This window comes from Streptomyces kronopolitis (assembly GCF_014646275.1).
Lineage (GTDB): Bacteria > Actinomycetota > Actinomycetes > Streptomycetales > Streptomycetaceae > Streptomyces > Streptomyces kronopolitis.
This window is the reverse complement of record NZ_BMND01000004.1, coordinates 67,204-87,196: the sequence shown is the minus strand read 5'-3', so window position 1 is coordinate 87,196 and position 19,993 is coordinate 67,204. Positions and strand designations below refer to the sequence as shown.

General features: G+C 75.1%; 18 protein-coding genes. 12 read left to right on the top strand and 6 right to left on the bottom strand.

Annotation, left to right across the window (positions count from 1 at the left end; all coding sequences use genetic code 11):
- Positions 1-544 precede the first annotated feature (544 nt).
- Both IEY78_RS06540 and IEY78_RS06535 read left to right on the top strand, forming a co-directional pair.
- A complete protein-coding gene (locus IEY78_RS06540; protein ID WP_189096621.1) occupies positions 545-1,162 on the top strand; it encodes a LysM peptidoglycan-binding domain-containing protein in 618 nt (205 codons plus the stop codon).
- Positions 1,163-1,389: 227 nt separating this feature from the next.
- Entirely contained in the window at positions 1,390-1,770 is a 381-nt protein-coding gene (locus IEY78_RS06535; protein WP_189096868.1) for a hypothetical protein, read from the top strand.
- A gap of 223 nt (positions 1,771-1,993) precedes the next feature.
- On the opposite strand, the gene IEY78_RS06530 is transcribed toward IEY78_RS06535, so the two are convergent.
- Both IEY78_RS06530 and IEY78_RS06525 read right to left on the bottom strand, forming a co-directional pair.
- Positions 1,994-2,347, bottom strand: a complete 354-nt coding sequence (locus IEY78_RS06530; protein ID WP_189096867.1) for a hypothetical protein — start codon at positions 2,345-2,347, stop codon at positions 1,994-1,996.
- Positions 2,348-2,645: 298 nt separating this feature from the next.
- Entirely contained in the window at positions 2,646-2,933 is a 288-nt protein-coding gene (locus tag IEY78_RS06525) for a hypothetical protein (protein ID WP_189096620.1), read from the bottom strand.
- Between the two features lie 188 nt (positions 2,934-3,121).
- Between IEY78_RS06525 and IEY78_RS06520 the strand changes: the two genes are divergently transcribed.
- From IEY78_RS06520 to mptB, 4 genes are all read left to right on the top strand, one after another.
- Complete coding sequence (locus IEY78_RS06520; RefSeq protein ID WP_189096619.1) at positions 3,122-4,252, top strand: site-2 protease family protein; 1,131 nt, start codon at positions 3,122-3,124, stop codon at positions 4,250-4,252.
- A gap of 108 nt (positions 4,253-4,360) precedes the next feature.
- The gene (locus IEY78_RS06515) at positions 4,361-5,101 is read left to right on the top strand and encodes a PP2C family protein-serine/threonine phosphatase (protein WP_189096618.1); all 741 of its coding nucleotides are present in this window, start codon (positions 4,361-4,363) and stop codon (positions 5,099-5,101) included.
- A gap of 102 nt (positions 5,102-5,203) precedes the next feature.
- Positions 5,204-6,697: an alpha/beta hydrolase gene (locus IEY78_RS06510; RefSeq protein WP_189096617.1), complete on the top strand. Its 1,494-nt coding sequence runs from the start codon at positions 5,204-5,206 to the stop codon at positions 6,695-6,697.
- A 123-nt stretch (positions 6,698-6,820) separates the two neighbouring features.
- Positions 6,821-8,311: a polyprenol phosphomannose-dependent alpha 1,6 mannosyltransferase MptB gene (gene mptB / locus IEY78_RS06505; protein WP_189096616.1), complete on the top strand. Its 1,491-nt coding sequence runs from the start codon at positions 6,821-6,823 to the stop codon at positions 8,309-8,311.
- 18 nt (positions 8,312-8,329) lie between these two features.
- Here mptB and IEY78_RS06500 read toward each other — a convergent pair whose 3' ends face one another.
- Both IEY78_RS06500 and IEY78_RS06495 read right to left on the bottom strand, forming a co-directional pair.
- On the bottom strand, positions 8,330-9,361 hold the full coding sequence (locus tag IEY78_RS06500) for a lysylphosphatidylglycerol synthase domain-containing protein (RefSeq protein ID WP_189096615.1): 1,032 nt from the start codon (positions 9,359-9,361) through the stop codon (positions 8,330-8,332).
- Positions 9,358-10,200, bottom strand: coding sequence for a PIG-L deacetylase family protein (locus tag IEY78_RS06495; protein WP_229699744.1), 843 nt, complete (start codon positions 10,198-10,200; stop codon positions 9,358-9,360). Before IEY78_RS06495 ends, IEY78_RS06500 begins: the two co-directional genes overlap by 4 nt.
- Positions 10,201-10,259: 59 nt before the next feature.
- On the opposite strand from IEY78_RS06495, the gene IEY78_RS06490 reads away from it, so the two are divergent.
- From IEY78_RS06490 to IEY78_RS06475, 4 genes are all read left to right on the top strand, one after another.
- Positions 10,260-11,375 carry a glycosyltransferase family 4 protein gene (locus tag IEY78_RS06490; protein WP_189096614.1) on the top strand — a complete coding sequence of 372 codons (1,116 nt, stop codon included), beginning with the start codon at positions 10,260-10,262 and terminating at the stop codon, positions 11,373-11,375.
- Positions 11,376-11,444: 69 nt separating this feature from the next.
- Complete coding sequence (locus IEY78_RS06485; RefSeq protein ID WP_189096613.1) at positions 11,445-12,137, top strand: class I SAM-dependent methyltransferase; 693 nt, start codon at positions 11,445-11,447, stop codon at positions 12,135-12,137.
- Positions 12,138-12,175: 38 nt separating this feature from the next.
- A complete protein-coding gene (locus tag IEY78_RS06480) occupies positions 12,176-13,459 on the top strand; it encodes a glycosyltransferase 87 family protein (protein ID WP_189096612.1) in 1,284 nt (427 codons plus the stop codon).
- A 111-nt stretch (positions 13,460-13,570) separates the two neighbouring features.
- On the top strand, positions 13,571-15,118 hold the full coding sequence (locus IEY78_RS06475; protein WP_189096611.1) for a protein kinase domain-containing protein: 1,548 nt from the start codon (positions 13,571-13,573) through the stop codon (positions 15,116-15,118).
- Between the two features lie 39 nt (positions 15,119-15,157).
- On the opposite strand, the gene IEY78_RS06470 is transcribed toward IEY78_RS06475, so the two are convergent.
- Complete coding sequence (locus tag IEY78_RS06470) at positions 15,158-16,069, bottom strand: SCO2400 family protein (RefSeq protein ID WP_444544913.1); 912 nt, start codon at positions 16,067-16,069, stop codon at positions 15,158-15,160.
- An 821-nt stretch (positions 16,070-16,890) separates the two neighbouring features.
- Positions 16,891-17,238, bottom strand: coding sequence for a MerR family transcriptional regulator (locus IEY78_RS06465; protein WP_189096609.1), 348 nt, complete (start codon positions 17,236-17,238; stop codon positions 16,891-16,893).
- Positions 17,239-17,811: 573 nt separating this feature from the next.
- Between IEY78_RS06465 and IEY78_RS06460 the strand changes: the two genes are divergently transcribed.
- Complete coding sequence (locus IEY78_RS06460; protein WP_006604579.1) at positions 17,812-18,015, top strand: cold-shock protein; 204 nt, start codon at positions 17,812-17,814, stop codon at positions 18,013-18,015.
- Between the two features lie 394 nt (positions 18,016-18,409).
- Complete coding sequence (locus IEY78_RS06455) at positions 18,410-19,939, top strand: DEAD/DEAH box helicase (RefSeq protein WP_189096608.1); 1,530 nt, start codon at positions 18,410-18,412, stop codon at positions 19,937-19,939.
- Positions 19,940-19,993 lie beyond the last annotated feature (54 nt).

The following is a 19,993-nucleotide window of genomic DNA, read 5'->3' as shown; positions in this document are numbered from 1 at the left end:
ACCCACCGGAACAGCCGGTCCACGCACAGACCTGAACAACCCGTACCACAACCGGAGTTCAACGGCCCAGCCCCCACGGGGCACCGGTCCCGGACCCTCCCGGCTCCAGCCCGAGAAACCGCACGCAGCGCCTGCGTAGCGGAATTTCCGTGGGTGGCGAGCGGGAAGTGGTCGACGGCATGACCGCGCGGGGCCGTGCGGACTCCCGCCGGGCGCGTAGTGCCTCGGCGTATCCCGCCGCGATCCCGTTCGAGGGCTCGGTCGGCGCCGTCGCGGTACGTGGCTCCCCGCCGCACACCGCACCGCCGCGCGCCCCGTACGAGGCTCTTCCGGTCGCTCCTGCCCGCGCGCGGCCGCCGTCCGCGGCCGCCGTGTGCCGTCCCGGTCCGCCGGTGGCTGTCGCGCGCCCACCCGGGTGAAACCCCCGCATGTCGCGCTCCGCAAGCACGCCAAAAACCATATTGCCGGGTTAGTTGGTGCGTGCCCACCGGTCGTGGCGAGCACTCCGCCACGGCGTTGCCGGAGCACAGCGGAGGAAACCGCCATGCCGTCGCACCTAGCCAAACGGTCCGTCGAAACGCTGCTGTCCGTGCTGCTGGTCATGCTGGGAGTCCTCGGCCTCGCCGGCCGGGGCGCCGCCGTGTCCGCCGCGCCCGCCGGCCCACCGGGCCCCGACTGGGAGCGCATCGCCGCCTGCGAGAGCAGCGGCCGCTGGCACATCAACACCGGAAACGGCTACCACGGCGGCCTCCAGATCGACCTCGCGACCTGGCGCGCGTACGGCGGCGACCGCTTCGCCCCGCGTGCCGACCTCGCCAGCCGCGCCCAGCAGATCGCCGTCGGTGAGCGCATCGTCCGCGACCGCGGCCTGTCGGCCTGGCCGAACTGCGCCCGGGTGACCGCGGCGAGCGACCGCACCGCCCCCGCCGACCAGGAGACCGCCGCGGCCGCCCCGGCCACGGGCCAGCGCCCCTCCACCCGCGCGCTGCGGTCCGCCGCCGCCCGCACCCATGTGGTGCGCCGCGGCGACTGCCTCTCCGCCGTCGCCGCGCACGCCCGTGTCCCGGGCGGCACCAAGGCCCTGTACGACCTGAACAAGGACAGGCTCGACCGGGGCCCGGACCACATCCGCCCGGGCCAGCGGCTGCGGCTGCGGTCCTGAGAAGCGTCCTGACCGTCCCGCCCGGCTCGCCCGGCTCGCGCCGTCCGGCACGCCCCGGACGGCGCAGCTTGGCGGCCGTTGGTGTGCCGTCGCAGGGGGCCGTCACGGTGAATCCGGTGATCGGTCAGGGTGAATGCGCGGGACGGGCCGTTGCACACGCTTGGCGGATGGGGGAAGGGCCGGTAGCAAGACCGCGGGGTACCAACCGCGAGGTGCAGGAGCACACAGTGAAGAACATGGCACGGGTCAATGTGGTGTTTGCGGGAGCGTGCGGTCTGCTCCTGGCCGTCGGCGGGGCCTCACCCGCCCAGGCCTGGGACGGGCCGTTCGATGACGGGGGCGGCGTGTGGAACAGCGACACCGTGGCCAGCTTCCACGCCGGATTCAACTGCACGCGCCGCGCCCGGATCTGCATCAACGGGCCGCTGAACAGCGGAAACGTCCAGAACTCGCAGAACGTCCACATGTCGGGCAACAACAGCAACAGCGGTAGCCCGACCAACGTCAACGGCAACACCAACGACGACGCCGGCGGCACGACCGGGGCCGAGAACAAGACCAGCAACAACCAGCAGCACATCGGCCACGGCGGCAAGCAGCGCCTGTGATCCGCCGCTGACCCGCCACACCCTCCGGCCCCGGACCGCTCCGGGGCCGGAGTCGTTCCCGGCGGGAGTCGTCACCGGCGGGGGCCGGGGGCCGGGCGCTGCGGGGGAGGCAGAGCGCTGTGCGGGAGGCGGGGCCGCACACGGCGATCGCCCGGCGGGGGCCGCCGGGCGATCGGGGAAGGGGTCGGGGAGCGAACGGGCCCCGGGCCGGGGCCCGTTCCGGTCAGGGCAGGCGCAGGATGCGCTGGAGGTTGTTGCCGCTGTCCTTCGACGCGCCCGTGACGGTGTCGCCGCTGTTGGTGGACCCGTTGGTGTTGTGCAGATTGCCGCTGTTGTTGGGATTCCCGTGGTTGATGAAGTTGCCGCTGTGCAGGCTGTTGCCGCTGTGTACCGGCCCGTTGACGCACGGGTGCGGCGATCTGACCACCGGGGACTTGTAGTTGAAGTCGGCGAGGCGGTTGTTGCAGATCACTCCGGAGACCATGCCGGCCACGGTGCCGACGTCGGCACCCGCCACCGCCGACAGCAGCGAATCACCCGGAACGGTCACGGCCTGGGCGACCCCGCCACCGAGCATCACCAGTCCGCATGCCCCGACGATGCTCCCTGCCTGCGCAATTCTTCTCACGTCGCTCCTCGCCTCCGCGTCCGTCCGATGCCAGACGTATCGTCCTGCCGTTGCGCACCCGCACCGTCGTTCAACCCGCCAGGAGCGAAACGCTCGGCGGCCACAATCAGCCAGGTGGCCCAACGCGCCATGCCGCCTTTTGCGCGCGGAGCGGGCACGGGCCGGGCGGCACGGAGGCGGGCGGCGCGGAGGCAGGCGGGCGAGGGCCGCGGACGGCCGGAAGCAGGCGGGCGAGGGCTGCGGGGGCTCAGATGACGAGCCGCTCCGGCATGGGCTGCTCGACGCCGTCCAGCTCCAGCGTGCACCGGGGCATGGAGGGCACCAGATGCGGCTGGCGCAGCAGGACCCGGAAGGGGTGGACGGGCTCCTCGGGCAGCTCACCGGTCAGCACGTTCATCCCGGCGCTGTGCTCCTTCTGGTAGGCGACCACCTTGCCGTCCACCAGGAGCTCGACCTCCCCGGCCCGGCCGGGCCCCACGTTCACGGTGATCGAGTGATCACCCTGGTCCAGGTGGAAGTGGTGGCTCTGACCCATGACGCACCTCCCGGGTGCTCTGCCCGCCGGACGGGGTCGCCGTCCGTGCGGCCGGCCGTGCTTCCGTCTCTCCAGCGTAGGTTCCGCGCGCGACAATGGTGAGGTGAGGCCGGGCGACCGCTTCCGGAGCGCGGGCCGAAGAGGCCTGCCCGGGTGGCGGCCGGGCGCCGGGCGGGCAGGAGACGAGCATGAACGGCTCGGTCCGGGTGGGACGTGTGGTCGGGGTGCCGCTGCGCATGCACTGGAGCGTGCCGCTGCTGATCGGCCTGTTCGCGTACGCGCTCGGCCGGCAGGGCCTGCCCGTCTGGACGCCGGGCCGCCCGGGCGCGGTCTACGCGCTGGCCGGGGTCGTCGGGGCCGCGCTGCTCATGGGCAGCCTGCTGCTGCACGAGACGGCGCACGCCGCGATCGCGCTGCGCAAGAAGATCTCCGTCGAGGACGTCACGCTGTGGGCGCTGGGCGGCACCACCCGGATGGGGCGGCCCAAGACCGCGGCGGCGGCCTTCGCGGTGGCCGTCAGCGGCCCGCTGACCAGCCTGGTCATCGGCGGCGTCGCGCTCGGCGCCGGCCTCGGGCTGCACCGGCTGTCCGGCTGGGCGGTGCCCGCCGTCGTCCTGGCGTGGCTGGGCTGGGCGAATCTGTTCCTGGGCGTCTTCAATCTGCTGCCGGCCGTGCCGCTGGACGGCGGGCGGGTGCTGCAGGCCGTGCTGTGGTGGCGCACCGGGGACCGGGACCGCGCGGATGTGGTGGCCTCCCGGGGCGGGCAGATCATGGGGCTGCTGCTGGTGGCCGCCGGCTGGATCGCCGTCCTGCGGGGAGCGCCGGGCGGGCTGTGGATCGTCTTCGTCGGCCTGTTCATCATGGTCGTCGCCGGGGCGGAACGGCGCCGTGCCGCGCTGCACGCCGCGCTGCGCGGGGTCACGGTGGCCGAGGCGATGTCCAGCCCGGTGGTGACCGGCGCCGACTGGCTGACCGTCCAGCGCTTCATCGACGAGGTCGCCGTGCCCTCCCGGCACTCCGCGCTGCCGCTGGTCGACTTCGACGGCCGCCCCAGCGGCGTCGTGCAGCTGCGCCGGCTGGCGTCCCTGCCGGTGGCGAGCCGGGAGAGCGTGCGGGTGCGCGAGGTGGCGATCCCGCTGTCCCAGTGCGCGGTCGCCGCTCCGGACGAGCCGCTGAGCGCGGCGCTCGACCGGATCAGCCTGCGCAGCGGGGCCCGGATCCTCGTCGTGGACGACGGGCGGCTGGTGGGCATCGCCACCGGCAAGGACATCTCCCGGCTGGTGCAGCGCGGCTCCCTGAGCGGCCGCGAACCCCGCTGACCGGCCGGTGACCGCGCAGCGGGCGCGCGGGGCGGGGACCCGGCGCGACAATGGGGGCACGGCACGCCGCGGGCCCGCCGTGGTGGAGCACCGAGTGGGGGTGCGTGCATGCAGTACGTCACCGTGACCGCGCTGAGCCATACCGGACTGGTCCGCGAGCACAACGAGGACAGCCTGGTGGCCGGCCCCTGGACGCTCTGCGGCACGGTGACCGAGAACCCGCAGACCCTGGTGTTCCCGCTCGGCGGCCCGCTGGTCGTCGCGGTCGCCGACGGCATCGGCGGGCAGCCGGCCGGGGAGGTGGCCAGCGCGCTGACCGTGCGGCAACTGGCGGCGTTCGGCCCGTCACTGGACGGCGAGGAGGCCGTCCGTGATGCCCTGAACCTCTGCAACCACGCGGTGTACGCGGCCGCGGACCGCGACCCGGAGCTGTCCACCATGGGCACGACGGTGGCCGGCGCCGTCGTGCGGGACGGGTCGGTGCTGGTGTTCAACGTCGGCGACAGCCGGGTGCTGGACGCGACCGGGGACGGCCTGCGGCAGGTGAGCGTGGACGACAGCCCGGCCCTCGCACCGGGCCGGACCACCACCTCCCTCGTGACCCAGGCGCTCGGCGGGGCACGGGAGTTCACCCCGGTCGCCCCGCACTTCACGACCGCCCCGCTCGCCGCGGGCGCCCGCTACCTGGTGTGCACCGACGGCCTGACCGACCACGTCCCCCGGGACGAGATCGCCGACCTGCTGCGGCAGCACAGCGGCGGCCGGGCCGCCTTCGAACTGTGGAGGTCCGCCATCGAGGCGGGCGGCCCCGACAACATCACGCTGGCCCTGATCGGCATCGGCGAGTAGCCCGGAGCGGCACCGTCCGGACCGCCCGCTCGGGTCAACCCCCCTGCGGGTACTGAGGGTTGCCGGATGGGCGGCCGCGGATCGCTCAACCACTCTTGCCCCATGACGACTTACGCCTCCGGGGCGCGGGCTTCCGCGCTCTGTCTCGCGGTCCTCGCCGCCACGGTGATCACCGCACAGCCGGCCGGCGCGGCCGGCGTCCGCACCCCCGCGCTCACGTGGCGGCCGTGCGCCGGCCCCCAGGACCCGCCCGGCAAGGAGTGCGCCACCCTGCCCGTCCCGCTCGACTACCGCGACCCCGGCGGCCCGCGGCTCGGCCTCGCCGTGACCCGGGTGCGCAGCGAGCGGCCCGCGGCGCGCCGGGGCACGCTGCTGGTCATCCCCGGCGGGCCGGGCGGCTCCGGGCTGAGCCGGATGACGGCGAAGGGTGCGGCGCTGAGCCGGGCGACGGCGGGGGCGTACGACCTGGTCAGCTTCGATCCGCGCGGGGTGGGCGGCAGTTCGCGGGCGGGCTGCGGGCTCGCCCCGGAGGACCGGCACCTGGTCACCCTGCGGTCCTGGCCGGGCCCGGACGGCGACATCGCGGAGAACACCGCCCGCTCCCGGCGGATCGCCGAGGCGTGCCACCGGAACGGCGGGGCGGTGGTGCGCAGCATGACCACGGCGAACGAGGTGCGCGACATCGACCGCCTCCGCCGGGCCCTGGGCGAGGAGAAGCTGTCGGCCTGGGGCGTCTCGTACGGGTCCTATGTCGCGGCGGTGTACGCGCAGAAGTACCCGCGGCACACCGACCGCTGGGTGCTGGACAGCACCGGCGACCCCGATCCGTCCCGGGTGGAGTGGGGGTGGCTGGCGAACACGGCGGTCGGCGCGGACGACCGGTTCCCGGACTTCGCTGCCTGGGCGGCGGACCCGGCCCGCGGGGAACTGCGGCTGGCCCGGCGCGCCGCGGACGTCCGGCCGCTGTTCCTCGCGCTGGCGGCGAAGCTGGACCGCGCGCCGAAGCCGTCCACCACCCCGGGCGTCCCGCTGACCGGCAACCGGCTGCGGCAGGCGATGCAGAACGCCCTGGTCGGCGACGACCTCTTCGAGGAGCTGGCCCGGCTCGTGCGGGCCGCCGGCGATCCGGCCGCCGAGCCGGTGCTGCCCGCCGCCGTCGCCGGGCCGCTGCCCGACGAGGACGCGGCCGTCACGATGGCGACCGTCTGCAACGACGTGCGCTGGCCGGCGTCGCTGCCCGCCTACCGGCGCGCGGTGGCCGCCGACCGGGTCCGGCATCCGCTCACCGGCGGGATGCCGGTGAACGTCTCGGCCTGCGCCTTCTGGAAGGACGCGCCGGCCGACGAGCCCACCCGGATCACCGGGGACGGCCCCGCCGACATCCTGATGATCCAGAACCGCCGGGACCCCAACACCCCGTACGCCGGTGCGCTGAAGATGCGTCAGGCGCTCGGCGGCCGGGCCGTTCTGGTCACCCTCGGCCACGGCGGGCACGGCGCCTACCTGGGCAACGGCAACGCCTGCGGGGACCGCACGGTGACCGCGTTCCTGACGACGGGGCGGCGCCCGCAGCAAGACACCTACTGCGCCGACTGAACCGCGCCGCCGCGGCGCTGACGGGCCGTCCGCCGTGCCGCCGCGGCCCCGCCCGCCCACGGACGGGCGACTTGCGGGGCCGTGTGCGCCGTCGGGGCCCGGTCCGCGTCTAGGTTGGCCGGGATGAGCGCGACAGGGAGCACCGTTCGGGGAGCCGTGCTCCTGGGCACGTCGGGGTCGGTGCTGCTGGGGGCCGGGTCCTGGGCGGCCGGAGCGCTGCCGCCGGGGGTCGCGGACGGGGTGTGGGGGCGGCGCGGGGAGCCGTTCACCTCGGTGTGCGTGGCGCTCTGCTATGCGGGGCTGGTGCTGCTGCTCACCGCGTGGTGGCGGCTGGGCGGGCACCTCGCGTGCGGGGCGGCCGTCGGGCGGCGGCAGGTGCGGACGGCGCTGTGGTGCTGGGCGCTGCCGCTGGTGCCGGGGCCGCTGCTGGGCAGCAGCGACGCCTACAGCTATCTCGCCCAGGGCGCGTTGGCGGGCCGCGGCCTGGATGTGTACGCGCTGGGTCCGGCGGCGCTGGGCGGCCCGCTCGCGGCCAACGTCCCGGGGATGTGGCACGACGCGCCGGCCCCCTACGGACCGCTGTCCGTCGCCGTGGCCCGCGCCGTGGTGGCACTCACCGGGGAAGGGCACGTGGTGGCCGCGGTGCTGGGGCTGCGGCTGGTGGCGCTGGCCGGGGTGGGCCTGCTGGTGTGGTCGCTGGGGCGGCTGGCGGGCAGCGCGGGCCCGGGGGCGGCCGGCGCGCTGTGGGCCGGGGCGCTCAGCCCGCTGGTGCTGCTGCACCTGGTGGGCGGGGCGCACAACGACGCGCTGCTGCTCGGGCTGGTGTCGGCCGGGCTGGTGGCGTTCCGCCGCGGGCGCTGGTGTCTGGGGACCGTCGTGCTGACCGCGGCGGTACTGGTGAAGGCGCCCGCCGTGGTGGCGCTGCTGTGCGCGGCCGCGGTGAGCGTGGCCGGGCGGTCGGGCCGGCGGGAGCGGTGGCGGCAGGCGGCGCGGCTCGCCGGGGTGTTCGGCGCCGCGCTGGTGGCGGGGGTGGCGGCGTGCGGCCAGGGGTGGGGCTGGCTGTGGACGCTGCGGAATCCCGCCGAGGTGCACACGCTGCTGTCCCTGAGCACCGACGCCGGCCATCTGCTGGGGTGGCTCGCCGAGGGGCTGGGGTGGGGCTCGGCGGACGGGGCGATGACGGCCGCGCGGCTGGCCGGGCTCGCGGTGGGACTGGCCGCGGTGGGCCACTGCGTGCGGCGCGCCCCGCGGACCGGCGCCGAACGGGCCACCGGGGCGGGGCTGCTGGCGCTGGTGGCCGCCGCGCCGGTGGCGCAGCCCTGGTACGCGCTGTGGGCGGTGGTGCCGCTGGCGGCGGCCGACTGGCGGCCGCTGGCGCGGACCGGCGCGAAGGCCGCGGTGGTGGCGCTGACGCTGGTGGTGATGCCCTCGGGGCAGGGGCCGAGCTGGGCGAGCGGCTGCGCGGCGGCGGCCGGGGCGGCCTCGGCGCTGGCCGTGCTGGGCGCGGTGACGCTGTGGCGGCGCGGGGCGGGGGGACGCTCCGGGCCGGCGGTGTCCGGCCCGGCACCCGACCGGGCCACCGCGACCCCGGGGCGGTCCGCACCCCACCCCTAGGGGCTTCGCACACGGTCCCTAGGGCGCGGCCGGAGCCGGTGTCGGCCGTCGTGCTCCCGGGTGCAGCAGCCAGAGCGCCCCGGTGAGCGCGCCCAGGGGGATCTCCAGCAGATGCGTGAACGCGGCGAAGAGCAGCAGCGCCGCGGCCACGGCGGCGGGGGCCCCGCCGAGGGCGACGAGGGCGACGGCGGCGGCGCTCTCGGTGACGCCGATGCCGCCCGGGGTCACCGCGATCTGGGTGAGCAGCCGGCTGGCGGCGAACACCGCGAGCGCGTCCCCCCACCCCGTACGGGCCCCCGCCGCCTGCAGGCACACCAGGAACAGCGCACCCTGGGCCGCGAGCGTGGCGGTCATCGCGCACGCCAACTGCGGCCACGAGCGGCGCAGTACGTCCCGGCCGGTGCGCACCCCCGCGGCCAGCCGCCGGGCGCCCGCGGTGATCCGGCGCCGCGGCGCCCCGGCCGGTGCGTGAGTCCGGCGGGCCCGGTGCGCGCGGTGGCGGCGGACGACCGGGCGGACGGCGGCGTACGCCGCGGGCAGGACCAGGACCACCGCGCCGGCCGCCGCCGCCCAGCCGATGCCGGGCACCGCCGTCCGGGCCAGCAGCAGGGCGCCCACCGCCGACAGGAACAGCCGGGCGGCGACGTTGCACACCCCGGTGAGCGCCACGCACACCGCGACCGCGCCCGGCGGATGCCCCCAGCGGCGCGTCATCGCGTAGGTGACCGCCACCCCGGCACCGCCGCCGAGCGGCAGCAGATTGCTGACCGCGCTGCCGGTGCAGTGCACCAGCAGTGCCTGACGCCGCGTCAGACCCGGCAGGGCGGCGGTCAGGACGTAGGTGTAGGTCCACAGCGCGGCCGCCGCCGCGGCGCACATCAGCGCCAGCTGCGCGCCGCCGAGATGGGCGAGCCGGTCCCGGACGGCGGACCAGTCGGTGCCCGCCGCCTTCGGCACGGCCAGCGCCAGCAGCACCAGTCCGGTGGCGGAGGAGAGCACGCCCAGCAGCCGCCCGGCGCACGCCGGCAGCCGCCGGGCGCGGTGCGTCATCGGCGCGCTGCCGTCGCCGCCGTGCCCGCCAGGGTGGCCAGCGGATCCCGCAGGACCGGCCCGGCGGGCAGCCCGCGCTGGATGTACCACTCGGTGCCCAGCACCTGGCGGAAGGCCGGACCGGGCAGCCGGCCCAGGGCGGCCAGGGTGCGTTCGGAGTCCCCGCCCCGCGCCTGGCTGAGGTGCGCGGCGAGGCTGGCGCGCTTGGCCCGCCAGTGCCGCTTGACCGGCACCCGGTGAGTGATCTCGGAGCGCGCCCCGTAGGCCGTGCGGAAGGAGTCCCGGTCGAACTCCGGCGGGAAGCGGTGCACCCAGGAGGCCGCCCGCAGCCCGCGCAGCAGCAGCGTCCGGTCGACGGTGGCCTCCAGCACCACCGGGGTGCCCGCGAGGTGGGCCGCGCGGTAGCCGACGCGGTGCACCTGGACGTGGTCGGGATGGCCGTAGCCGCCGGCCGGGTCGTAGACGGTCAGCAGGTCGGCGCGCTCCTCGGCCAGGAGCTCGGCCAGCCGGCCGGCCGCCTCGGCGACGTCCGCCGAGGCGAACGGCTGCGGGCCGCCGGGGGCGGGTGCGGCCGGGGCGCCGGTGTGTCCGGAATCGGCGTAGCCGAGGAAGGCGACCCGCGCGCACCCCAGGATCCGGGCGGAGGCGTGGGCCTCCGCGCGGCGCACCCCGCCGAGGCCGTCGCCGCGCAGGGCGTCGGAGGTCAGTCCGCGCTCGCCCGCCGTGGCCAGGACCAGCACCACGCGGTGTCCCTGCCGGGCCAGGGCCGCCATGGTGCCGGCGGTCAGCAGTGCCTCGTCGTCCGGGTGGGCGTGGAAGAACAAACACGTATGTCGCACGAAGCATGATGTACCACCCCATACTGGTGGACTTCACGCCAGATTTCGGAAGTGCAGCCATGATCCTTCACATTTCAGACTGCTTCGCGCCGCGGACAGGAGGTATCGAGATCCAGGTCGCCGCCCTGGCCGCCGCGCAGCACCGGGCGGGTCAGGCCACCGAGGTCGCCACCGCCACGCCCGCCGCCCCGGGAGCACCGGAGACGCCATGGCCGTTTCCCGTGCACCGGCTCACCGCGCGGGTGCCCGGGCAGCTGCCCGTTCACCCCAGGGCGGGACAGGCGATCGACCGGCTGTTGACGACGCGTCACCCGCGGGTGGTGCATGTGCACCTGGGCGCGGCCTCCCCGTTCGCGTGGGCGGCGCTGGCCTGCGCGCGGCGGCGCGGCATCCCGGCCGTGGCCACCATCCACAGCATGTGGGACCCGGTCGTACGGGCCATGTACCGCCTGCTGAGCCGCACCGGACACGGTCCCGCCGCTCCGGTGGCCGTGACGACGGTGAGCCGGTCGGCCGCCCGGCTGGTCCGCCAGGCGCTTCCGGACCTGGCCCCGCGGGTCATCCCCAACGGGATCGACGCCGCCTGGTGGCGCACCCGGTCCGCGGCGGAACGGCAGGACGGCCGGGTGCACGTGGTCGCCGTCGGCCGGCTGGTCCCGCGCAAGGAACCCATGGAGCTGCTGGCGGCGCTGCACTCCGCCCACACCCGGATGTCCCGTCAGGGCACCGCGCTGCGCGCCACCTTCGCCGGCGCCGGCCCGAGCCTGCGGCCGATACAGCGCTATCTGCGCCGCAACGGGATGGACAGCTGGATCCGCCTGGTGGGCCGCCTGCAGCCCCGGGAGGTCCGGGAGCTGCTGTCCGAGGCGGACCTGTTCGTCAACGCGTCCTGCCGGGAGTCCTTCGGGATCGCGGCGCTGGAGGCGCGCACCAGCGGGCTGCCGGTGCTGGCCCGGGTGCACACCGGTGTCGCCGACTTCGTCCGGCACAACCGGGAGGGCGCGCTGTGCGGCCACTCGGCCTTCGCCCTCGCCGACGAGGTGCTCTGGCTGGCCCGCACCCCGGGGGCGCGGCGCAGCCTGGCGGCCCACAACTGGGAGACCGAACCGGTGCACTGCACCTGGCCGGTGGTCACCGACGCTTTCGCGCACGCCTACGACGACGTCACCCGCTGACGCACCGCGCCGCCCCTCCGCACGGCGGCCACCGAGGACAGCGGCCACCGCAACCGCCGGAAGGTATCCATGCACTCGGTCCTCGACCGCTGCCACCGCACGCTCTTCGCCGTGCTGTCCCTCCTCGGTGTACGAGGCCAGGAGCGGCTGCTGCACCGGTACTTCGACTGGTGGCACCGGCGGCCGGACCCCTGGGGGCTGGCCGTGGACGACTACGAGCAGTTCAAGTACGCGACGACGCTGCGGCAGCTGCCCGCGCGGCGCTACCGGCGGATCCTGGACGTGGGGTGCAGCGAGGGCACCTTCACCCATCGCCTCGCGGCGGCCCACCCGGAGGCCGACATCACCGGTGCGGACATCTCGGAGCGCGCCCTCGCCCGGGCCCGCGCCGCCGGCCCGGCCCCCCGGTTCGTGCGGCTGAACATCGTCACCACCCCGCCGGAAGGCCGCTTCGACCTCGTCTTCTGCGCCGAGCTGCTCTACTACCTCGGGCGGGCCCGGCAACTGCGGCGGGCCTGCGCCCATCTGACCGCGGCCGTGGCGCCCGGCGGGCTGCTGGTCCTGGTGCACCCCTGGCCGGAGGCCCGCAGATTCTGTGCGTACATCGAGGCCGAAGCGGGCTTTCGCCTTATCGCCGAGCACGTGGAGCGGGGCGGCTGCCGCCCGTTCGCGGTCAGTGTCTACGAGGCGGCCGGGGCGGCGGACCACCGCGCGCCGCGCCGCCCCGCGGAGCACGGCCGGCGGACGGGCCGCGGCGCGTGAGCCGCGCGGTCCGCCTCCCTCCGGGCGGGGCGGGCGGGGTGCGCGCAACATCGGGCCGGCGCCGCGCCCACGCGCTGCGCGGGCTGTTCGCCCGCCGCCCCGGTCCGGTGCTGCTGCTGTCGGCCACGGCGCTGCTGTTGCTGGTGTGGATCCCGGCGTGCCTGCGGACCGGCCTGATCGATCTGCGGGTCTACCGGGCCGCGGCCCCGCATCTGGCCACCGGCGATCTCTACGCCTTCCGCCTGCGCCTGCCCGGCCCGCACATGTTCCCGCTGCCGTTCACCTATCCGCCCTTCGCCGCCCTGCTCTTCCTCCCCCTCGGGCCCGTCGCCTGGCCGGTGGTGAGCGGGGTGTGGACCGCGGCCTCGGTGGGTGCGCTGTGCGTGCTGGTCCACTGCTGTCTGCGGCTGGCCGACCCGGCCGCGCCGCACGCCCTGCACCGGCGCCGGGTGCTGCTGTGGAGCGCCGCCCTGCTGTGGACCGAACCGGCCGCCGTCACCTGCGCGTTCGGGCAGATCAACCTGCTGCTGGCGGCGCTGGTCGGGCACGCCGTCCGGCGGCGGGCCGCGGCGGCGGGGCTCGGCGTCGGCCTCGCCGCGGGCGTCAAGCTGGTCCCCGCGGTCACCGGCCTGTACTTCCTGGCGCACCGGCGCTGGGCGGCGGCGGGCTGGACGGCCGCGGTGTTCCTCGCCACGGTCGCGGCCGGCTGGTGGGCGGCCCCGCGCGCCGCCGCCGAGTTCTGGCTTCACGCGGTCGGCGAGGCCGGCCGGGTCGGGCCGGTCGGCTCGGTGCTGAACCAGTCGCTGCGCGGGGCCCTGTCGCGCACCCTCGGCCATGACGTGGGCTGGTCCGCGGCCTGGTGGGCGGTGGCCGTCCCGGTGGCGTCGGCCGGGCTGGCGGCGATGGTGCGCACGGCCCGCCGCGGCGACCGGCTCGGCGCCCTGGTCGCCGTCCAGTTCACCGGCCTGCTGCTGTGCCCGGTCTCCTGGTGCCATCACTGGGTCTGGGCCCTCGCGGCGGTGCTGTGGCTGGCGTACACCCCGCGCCGGACCCGCCCGCGGACCGTGGCGCTGCTCGCCTGGTGCGTCGTCCTCGCCGGGTATCCCATCCACTGGCTGGAGTTGGCCCAGCCGGACATCGCGGTGTTCGGCCGCCCCTGGTACCTCGCCGCGCTCGGCTGGTGCTATCCCGTCTGCGCGGTGCTCACCCTCGTCGCGCTGTGCGCGCGGACCGGCGGTGACGGGGGCGGACGGCCGCCGGCGACGGCGTGGCCGACGACCGGCCGGTACCGGCTCCACCCGGCGTCGGACACGGAGAGGTAGCCGACGTACCGTGCGCGGACCGGAATCGGCGCCCCTCCCCCCGGCGGAACCCGCCCGGACTCAGGGGCGTCTTCCGGCGTGTCGGCGTCGACGGTCCGTGGAGGAAACCCGGTGGAGAACAGGATATTGGGGCAGCGCTATGAGCTGGTGGAGCAGCTCGGGCACGGCGGGATGGGGACGGTTCACCGGGCCCTGGACCACCGGTTGCGCCGCACCGTCGCCGTCAAGACGCTCTCCGCCGAACTGGCGCTGCAGCCCGAGTTCCTCTCCCGCTTCCAGCGCGAGGCGCATGCCGCCGCCGCGCTCAACCACCCCGGCGTCGCCACCGTGCACGACGTGGGCGAGGACGCCTCCGGCGGCGTCGCCGAGCCCTATCTCGTCATGGAGTACGTGGAGGGCACCACCCTCAGCCACGTCCTCAAGGGCGGGGCGCTGGCGCCGGACCGGGCCGCCGACGTGGTGGGGCAGGTGCTGGAGGCGCTGGAGCACAGCCACCGGCACGCCATCGTGCACCGGGACATCAAGCCCGCGAACGTCATGCTCGCCGGCACGGGCCGGATCAAGGTCGTCGACTTCGGTATCGCCAAGGCCCTCAGCGAGGTGGCCACCCGGCTGACCGGCACGGGGGTGGCGGTCGGCACCCCCGCCTATCTGGCCCCCGAGCAGATCAAGGGCGGCGACACCGACCACCGCACGGACCTCTACGCCGTGGGCTGTCTGCTGTACGAGCTGCTGACCGGGCGGCCCCCGTACACCGGCGACTCCCCGTTCTCCGTCATGCACCAGCATCTGACGGCGGATCCGGTGCCGCCCTCCCGACTCCGCCCGGACCTGCCGCCGGCCCTCGACGCGGTGATCGCGCAGGCCCTGCACAAGGACCCGAAGAACCGTTTCGCCGATGCCGCCGCGATGCGTACGGCGCTGACCGCGGCGGCCCGGATCGCCCCACCGCCGCCCGCCCCGACACCCACTGCCCTCGACCCCCGGGCCGCCGCCCTGCCGACGCCCGGCGCCGCCGCCGTGCCGGTCGACGCGGTGCTCGCCGCCTCCGCGCCCCGGGACGAGGCGCCGCGGCCCGCGCGACGGCGGCCGGCCCGGGTGGTGTTCCGCCCGACGGCCGAGGGGGCGGTCGCGCTGCTGGGCTGTCTGCTGTCGCTGGTGATCTCCCGGTCGGACGTGATCGAGGGCAGCGCGTTCTCCCGGGTCGCCCTGCTCGCCGCGGCGGCGGGGGCGGTGCTGCTGCTGTGGTCGGCGCGGCTCGCGTGCGCGGTGGCCTGGGGCCCGGTGGCGGAGGCCGTGGCGGTGCTCTCGGGGCTCGCCCGCGGCTACATCGGCTGGGACACCCACTACGTCATCCTCGCGCTGCTGCTGGGTGTGGTGGCAGCGGTGTGCCTGATCGCCGGCTACCGGGACGAGCGAGCGGGCGGATTCGCGCTGGTGGCCTTCTGGTTCACCGCGCTGACCGCGGTCTGGTTCTTCCTCGACGACCTGCGCAAGATCGGCGTCTTCTACGTCCTGCTGCTGAGCGTCCCCCTCGCCATCGGCGCCCAGGTCCTCAAGTCCCGCACCCGCCCGCCGTACGGCGCCCCGCAGTCCCCCGCGACCGCACCCGCCGGCCGCCGCCGCGCCCGCGAGGGGGCGGGTGGCGCGGTCCGCTGAACGGGGCCGCGGGGCGCGGCGGGTGCGCCCGCGGGGGCGTCAGCCCACGCACACCACGCCCAGGAGGCACACCGGTGAGGTCGGATCGGCCGTCGGTGCGGTCGGGGCCGGGCGCGACGGGGAGGTGCTCGTGGCGGGCGGGTTGCCGGTGCCGGGCCGGGTGGTGGACGGCGACGGTGTGACGCTCGGGGCTGTCGTGGCGCGGTGGTCGTCGTGTGCCGTGGCCGGCGCGGAGGTGACATGCGGTGCCGCGTGCGGTGCCGACGCGGAGTGGCGGGGCGCGGTGTGGGTGGCGGTCGGCCGCGGGCTCGCCGGGGCCGGAGGCGGCGTGCTCGGCGCGGCGGAGTGCTGCCGGCCGGCCGCCCTGGAGGGGCGGTTGTCGTGCTGCCGCGAAGGATGGCCGTCCGGCTCCTTCGAGGACGCACCGGTGTTCACCGTCCGGGGCGTGCCCACGCCCTCCGGGTGGGGGGACCCGGCCGCCTGCGTGTGACCGGTGGCGGGCTTGTTCTGCAGGAGGCTCGCGGTCAGACCGCCGCCCACCAGGGCGAGCGCCGTGGCGGCCGCGGCCCGCCGGCGGTACTTCTTCCACCGCGCCAACTGCCGTCGCCGGGCCGCCCGGCCGAGTCCGTCGGGGGCGGCACCCTCGTAGCCGCCGGCCGCACCGTCGCCCGTACCGCCACCGCCGGTCTCCGCCGCACTGGCCACGGCGTCGTCGACGGGTGCGGTGGCGGGGTACGGAGCGCCGGGGAAAGCCCCCGCGGCGAGATCCTCCCGCGCGGGCCAGGCCTCCCACGAGGAGTCGGCGGCATCCGCGCTCGCCTGGGACACGGGGTTCGCCTGGGAGGCGCGGCGGCGGTAGGACGGCGGGGCGATGTCGGGGGCGTAATCACCGCATCCCGGGCACACCAGCGCCCCATTGAGATTCCGACGGCACGACGAGCAGTAATCCATCTGCGATCTTTCTGTGCTGGCTGCGCCGCCAGGGACGCCGGCGACGTTTTTTCACGTTCGCACGCGGGATCGAGCGGCCAGCAACGCTAACGGCACATACGGAAGGCAACGCGTAGAGCTTGTAACGCTTCCGTGCAGATTTCTTACCCACCGGTATTTCCGCTCCGGACATGTCCGCACGAATACCGGGATGCGCCAAGGAAATTGACGACGCCCGCCGATCCGCCTTATACGGGGCGGCAATTCACTTCCCGGATACCCGGCCCGATAGGGGAGAATTCGCTCCGTGGGCGCCGGGTGTCCGTGCCCGGGGCGGCCGCGCCGGGCCGCCCGTGCCCCGGGGCGCGGCCCGCCCGCCGGCAGGGGAGGGGTCCGCCACAGCCGCCGTCGAACGCTTCTTGATCTTCCCGGCCCCGCCGCGCCGAAACCTGCCATGGCCACCGGAAACGCTTACGGGGTGCGGGTTTTGAGGAACCGTCATATTCGGTGGGGGGCGAGGGTGGTGGGAAAGCCCGAATTCACCGCCGGGGAGGCCGGGGAGAGCGAAGTGGCAGCCGGGTAGTGATGCGGTGAAGTGACGGCGGGGTGGAGAAGTGCGGCCCGGCCGTACGCCGCGCCATCGAAATCGCGGCCCTCGGAATCGCCTCGTCGGGAATCTCCGGATCTCGGCAATCTCCGAGATCTCGGGAATCAAGGCCGCGGGAAACGCTCCCGGATCACCGCCGCCACGATCCGGCCGTCAGGACCTGGCCGTCAGGATCCGGGCGCCAGGCTCCGGCCGCCGGTGAGGCCATCTATGAGGCCACCGGCGAGGCCGTCGGTCAGGACCCGGTGTGCCGGTCCGGTCGGCCCTCGTGGCGGCGCAGCTCGTCGTTGAGGCGCAGGGCCTCTTCGAGCTGGTCTTCGAGGATGATGATGCGGCAGGCCGCGTCGATCGGTGTGCCCTGGTCGACGAGTTCGCGGGCGCGGGCGGCGATGCGCAGCTGGTAGCGGGAGTAGCGGCGGTGGCCGCCGCCGGACCGCAGCGGGGTGATGAGGCGGGCTTCGCCCAGGGACCGCAGGAAGGCGGGCGTGGAGCCGATCAGCTCCGCGGCGCGGCCCATCGTGTAGGCGGGGTAGTCGTCGTCGTCGAGATGGCCGGCGGCGTTCGGCCGGGGTTCCGGAGCCATACGCACCCTTCGTCCTGGGCATCCAGGGGCCCGGGTCCGTGTGCACCCAAGGCCCCACCGGGGTCGGTCTCCGCCTGTCCGCCCGGGAACCGCGTCCGGATCGGGGGCGCACTCCGTGGCCCTGCTGCCAGGCAGTGCTCGCAGTGCGTGGCCGCCCTGCCGGACGGCTGCGCGCTGCGCGACCGAGCCTATCCGCTGGCGGTGAAGAATGTCTATTGCGGCCGCTGTAGATTTCGGCCGTCGGGGCCCGGTCCGGTGGGGCGGCGCACATGGAATCGGCGTGGAATGGCGATGAATATCTCATGTCGCGAGCGGAGAAATTACGGATGCGTGGGCACCGGTTCCGGGCCCGGGGCCGGTCGGCCGGGAATCCTCTGTGCGGTGTTGTATGAGCCGTGCTACTGTCGATATCAGTTGCAGTTGTGGTTCCCGAAATCTTCAACGCTTCGGCCGGCTTCCAGTCGGTGGGAGCGTTTTGTGTAGCCGGAATTTTTCCGGATGGGAGAATCATCGCGGCGACGCGAGGCTCGCGCAGTGCGGGTCCAAAGAATTCCCCGAATGGAGAAATAAGATATGGCTACTGGCACCGTGAAGTGGTTCAACTCGGAAAAGGGCTTCGGCTTCATCGAGCAGGACGGTGGCGGCGCTGACGTGTTCGCCCACTACTCGAACATCGCCGCCCAGGGCTTCCGTGAGCTGCAGGAGGGCCAGAAGGTGAGCTTCGACGTGACCCAGGGCCAGAAGGGCCCCCAGGCGGAGAACATCGTTCCCGCCTGACGCTGAAGCGTGCAACGCTGGGGCCCGCGCCTTGGGTGCGGGCCCCAGCGCTTGTCATTTCGCGGCCCACGCAGCCGTGCCGCCCGATGGCTCGTGCCGTCCGGGGCACGGATGACGGGGGCGGCCGCCGCGGGACGGCGCAGCCGGTGATGACCGGCCGTCGCCGCGGCTTTCGAGTCCTGCCGTTCGAGTTCCGTTTTCGAATCCGGTCGTCCGATGTCCTCGGACGGCCCGCCGCGCAGAATGCCGAGAATTTCCGGCGCGCATACCTCGAAAACCTCGTTCGCAGCCGGACCTGTTTCATATCTTGTTCGACTCGTTCTGGCGATTCTCCGTGTGGTCCGCAGGGCCGAGGATTCCTCGTACGTGTCGCTCTTGACCGAGGAAGGTTCACATGAACCGCACAGCACGTACGAACGGCCGCACCACCCGAACGGGCCAGGGCAACCCCACCAGCCGGGACCGTTCCAAGACACCCAATCGCGCCAAGGCTCCGAACCGCGCGAAGAATTCCCGCCCCTCGGGTGGCCGAAAAGGCCGCTCCGGTGGGCCCCAGGGCGAGTACAGCGTCCCGACGTCCCTGACCCCCTCGCTGCCGGCCGTCGCCGCGTTCGACGAGCTGGACATGCCCAAGCCGCTGCTCGCGGCGCTCGCCGCCGAGGGCGTGACCGTGCCGTTCCCGATCCAGGCCGCGACGCTGCCGAACTCGCTGGCCGGCCGGGACGTCCTGGGCCGCGGCCGCACCGGCTCCGGCAAGACCCTGGCCTTCGGCCTCGCGCTGCTCGCCCGCCTCGCCGGACAGCGCGCGGAGACCCGCCGGCCGCTGGCCGTCGTGCTCGTCCCCACCCGGGAACTCGCCCAGCAGGTGACGGACGCGCTCACCCCCTACGCCCGCGCCCTGGCGCTGCGGCTGGCCACGGTGGTCGGCGGCATGTCGATCGGCCGCCAGGCCGGTGCCCTGCGGGACGGCGCGGAGGTCGTGGTGGCCACCCCCGGGCGGCTGCGGGACCTCATCGCGCGGGGTGACTGCCGGCTGGACCGGGTCACCGTCACCGTGCTGGACGAGGCCGACCAGATGACCGACATGGGCTTCATGCCGCAGATCACGGCGCTGATCGACCTGATGCCCGCCGACGGCCAGCGGCTGCTCTTCTCGGCCACCCTGGACCGCAATGTCGACGCCCTGGTGCGCCGCTACCTGCACGACCCGGTCGTGCACTCGGTCGACCCCTCCGCGGGGGCGGTGACCACGATGGAGCACCACCTCCTGCACGTCCACGACGCCGACAAGCACGCCACGACGACCGAGATCGCCGCCCGTGACGGCCGCGTCATCATGTTCCTGGACACCAAGCACGCGGTGGACCGGCTCACCCGGCACCTGCTGAAGAGCGGGGTGCGGGCCGCCGCGCTGCACGGCGGGAAGTCCCAGCCGCAGCGCACCCGCACCCTGGCCCAGTTCAAGGAGGGCCATGTCACGGCCCTGATCGCCACCAACGTGGCGGCCCGCGGGATCCACGTCGACGACCTCGATCTGGTCGTGAACGTGGACCCGCCCACCGACCACAAGGACTATCTGCACCGCGGCGGGCGCACCGCCCGCGCCGGTGAGTCGGGCAGCGTCGTCACCCTCGTCCTGCCCCACCAGCGCCGCGAGATGGACCGGCTGATGGCCGACGCCGGGATCACCCCGCGCACCGCCAAGGTGCGCTCCGGCGAGGCCGAACTCAGCCGTATCACCGGCGCCCAGGCTCCCTCGGGCATTCCCGTCACCCTCGCCGCCCCGGCAGCGCAGCAGAACCCGCCGCGGACCGCGGCCGCGCGCCGTCGGCGGGGAGGCGGCGGCCGGGGGCGTCGCACCGCCGCGTCCGCGCACGGGCGGGCGCCCGTGTCCCGGGGGCCCCGTGGCGGCGCGACCGCATGATCCGTCCGTCCGGACCGCTCACGCCATGAGCGGCCGCATCGATCCGGAGCCGGC

What these genes read in the sequence shown, in the direction of transcription:
- IEY78_RS06490 (WP_189096614.1), top strand. Translation starts at nt 10,260, where the DNA reads ATGATCCTTCACATTTCAGACTGCTTCGCGCCGCGGACAGGAGGTATC.
- IEY78_RS06465 (WP_189096609.1), bottom strand. Translation starts at nt 17,238, where the DNA reads ATGGCTCCGGAACCCCGGCCGAACGCCGCCGGCCATCTCGACGACGAC.
- IEY78_RS06525 (WP_189096620.1), bottom strand. Translation starts at nt 2,933, where the DNA reads ATGGGTCAGAGCCACCACTTCCACCTGGACCAGGGTGATCACTCGATC.
- IEY78_RS06520 (WP_189096619.1), top strand. Translation starts at nt 3,122, where the DNA reads ATGAACGGCTCGGTCCGGGTGGGACGTGTGGTCGGGGTGCCGCTGCGC.
- IEY78_RS06470 (WP_444544913.1), bottom strand. Translation starts at nt 16,069, where the DNA reads ATGGATTACTGCTCGTCGTGCCGTCGGAATCTCAATGGGGCGCTGGTG.
- IEY78_RS06530 (WP_189096867.1), bottom strand. Translation starts at nt 2,347, where the DNA reads ATGCTCGGTGGCGGGGTCGCCCAGGCCGTGACCGTTCCGGGTGATTCG.
- IEY78_RS06515 (WP_189096618.1), top strand. Translation starts at nt 4,361, where the DNA reads ATGCAGTACGTCACCGTGACCGCGCTGAGCCATACCGGACTGGTCCGC.
- IEY78_RS06510 (WP_189096617.1), top strand. Translation starts at nt 5,204, where the DNA reads ATGACGACTTACGCCTCCGGGGCGCGGGCTTCCGCGCTCTGTCTCGCG.
- IEY78_RS06485 (WP_189096613.1), top strand. Translation starts at nt 11,445, where the DNA reads ATGCACTCGGTCCTCGACCGCTGCCACCGCACGCTCTTCGCCGTGCTG.
- IEY78_RS06500 (WP_189096615.1), bottom strand. Translation starts at nt 9,361, where the DNA reads ATGACGCACCGCGCCCGGCGGCTGCCGGCGTGCGCCGGGCGGCTGCTG.
- mptB (WP_189096616.1), top strand. Translation starts at nt 6,821, where the DNA reads ATGAGCGCGACAGGGAGCACCGTTCGGGGAGCCGTGCTCCTGGGCACG.
- IEY78_RS06540 (WP_189096621.1), top strand. Translation starts at nt 545, where the DNA reads ATGCCGTCGCACCTAGCCAAACGGTCCGTCGAAACGCTGCTGTCCGTG.
- IEY78_RS06460 (WP_006604579.1), top strand. Translation starts at nt 17,812, where the DNA reads ATGGCTACTGGCACCGTGAAGTGGTTCAACTCGGAAAAGGGCTTCGGC.
- IEY78_RS06455 (WP_189096608.1), top strand. Translation starts at nt 18,410, where the DNA reads ATGAACCGCACAGCACGTACGAACGGCCGCACCACCCGAACGGGCCAG.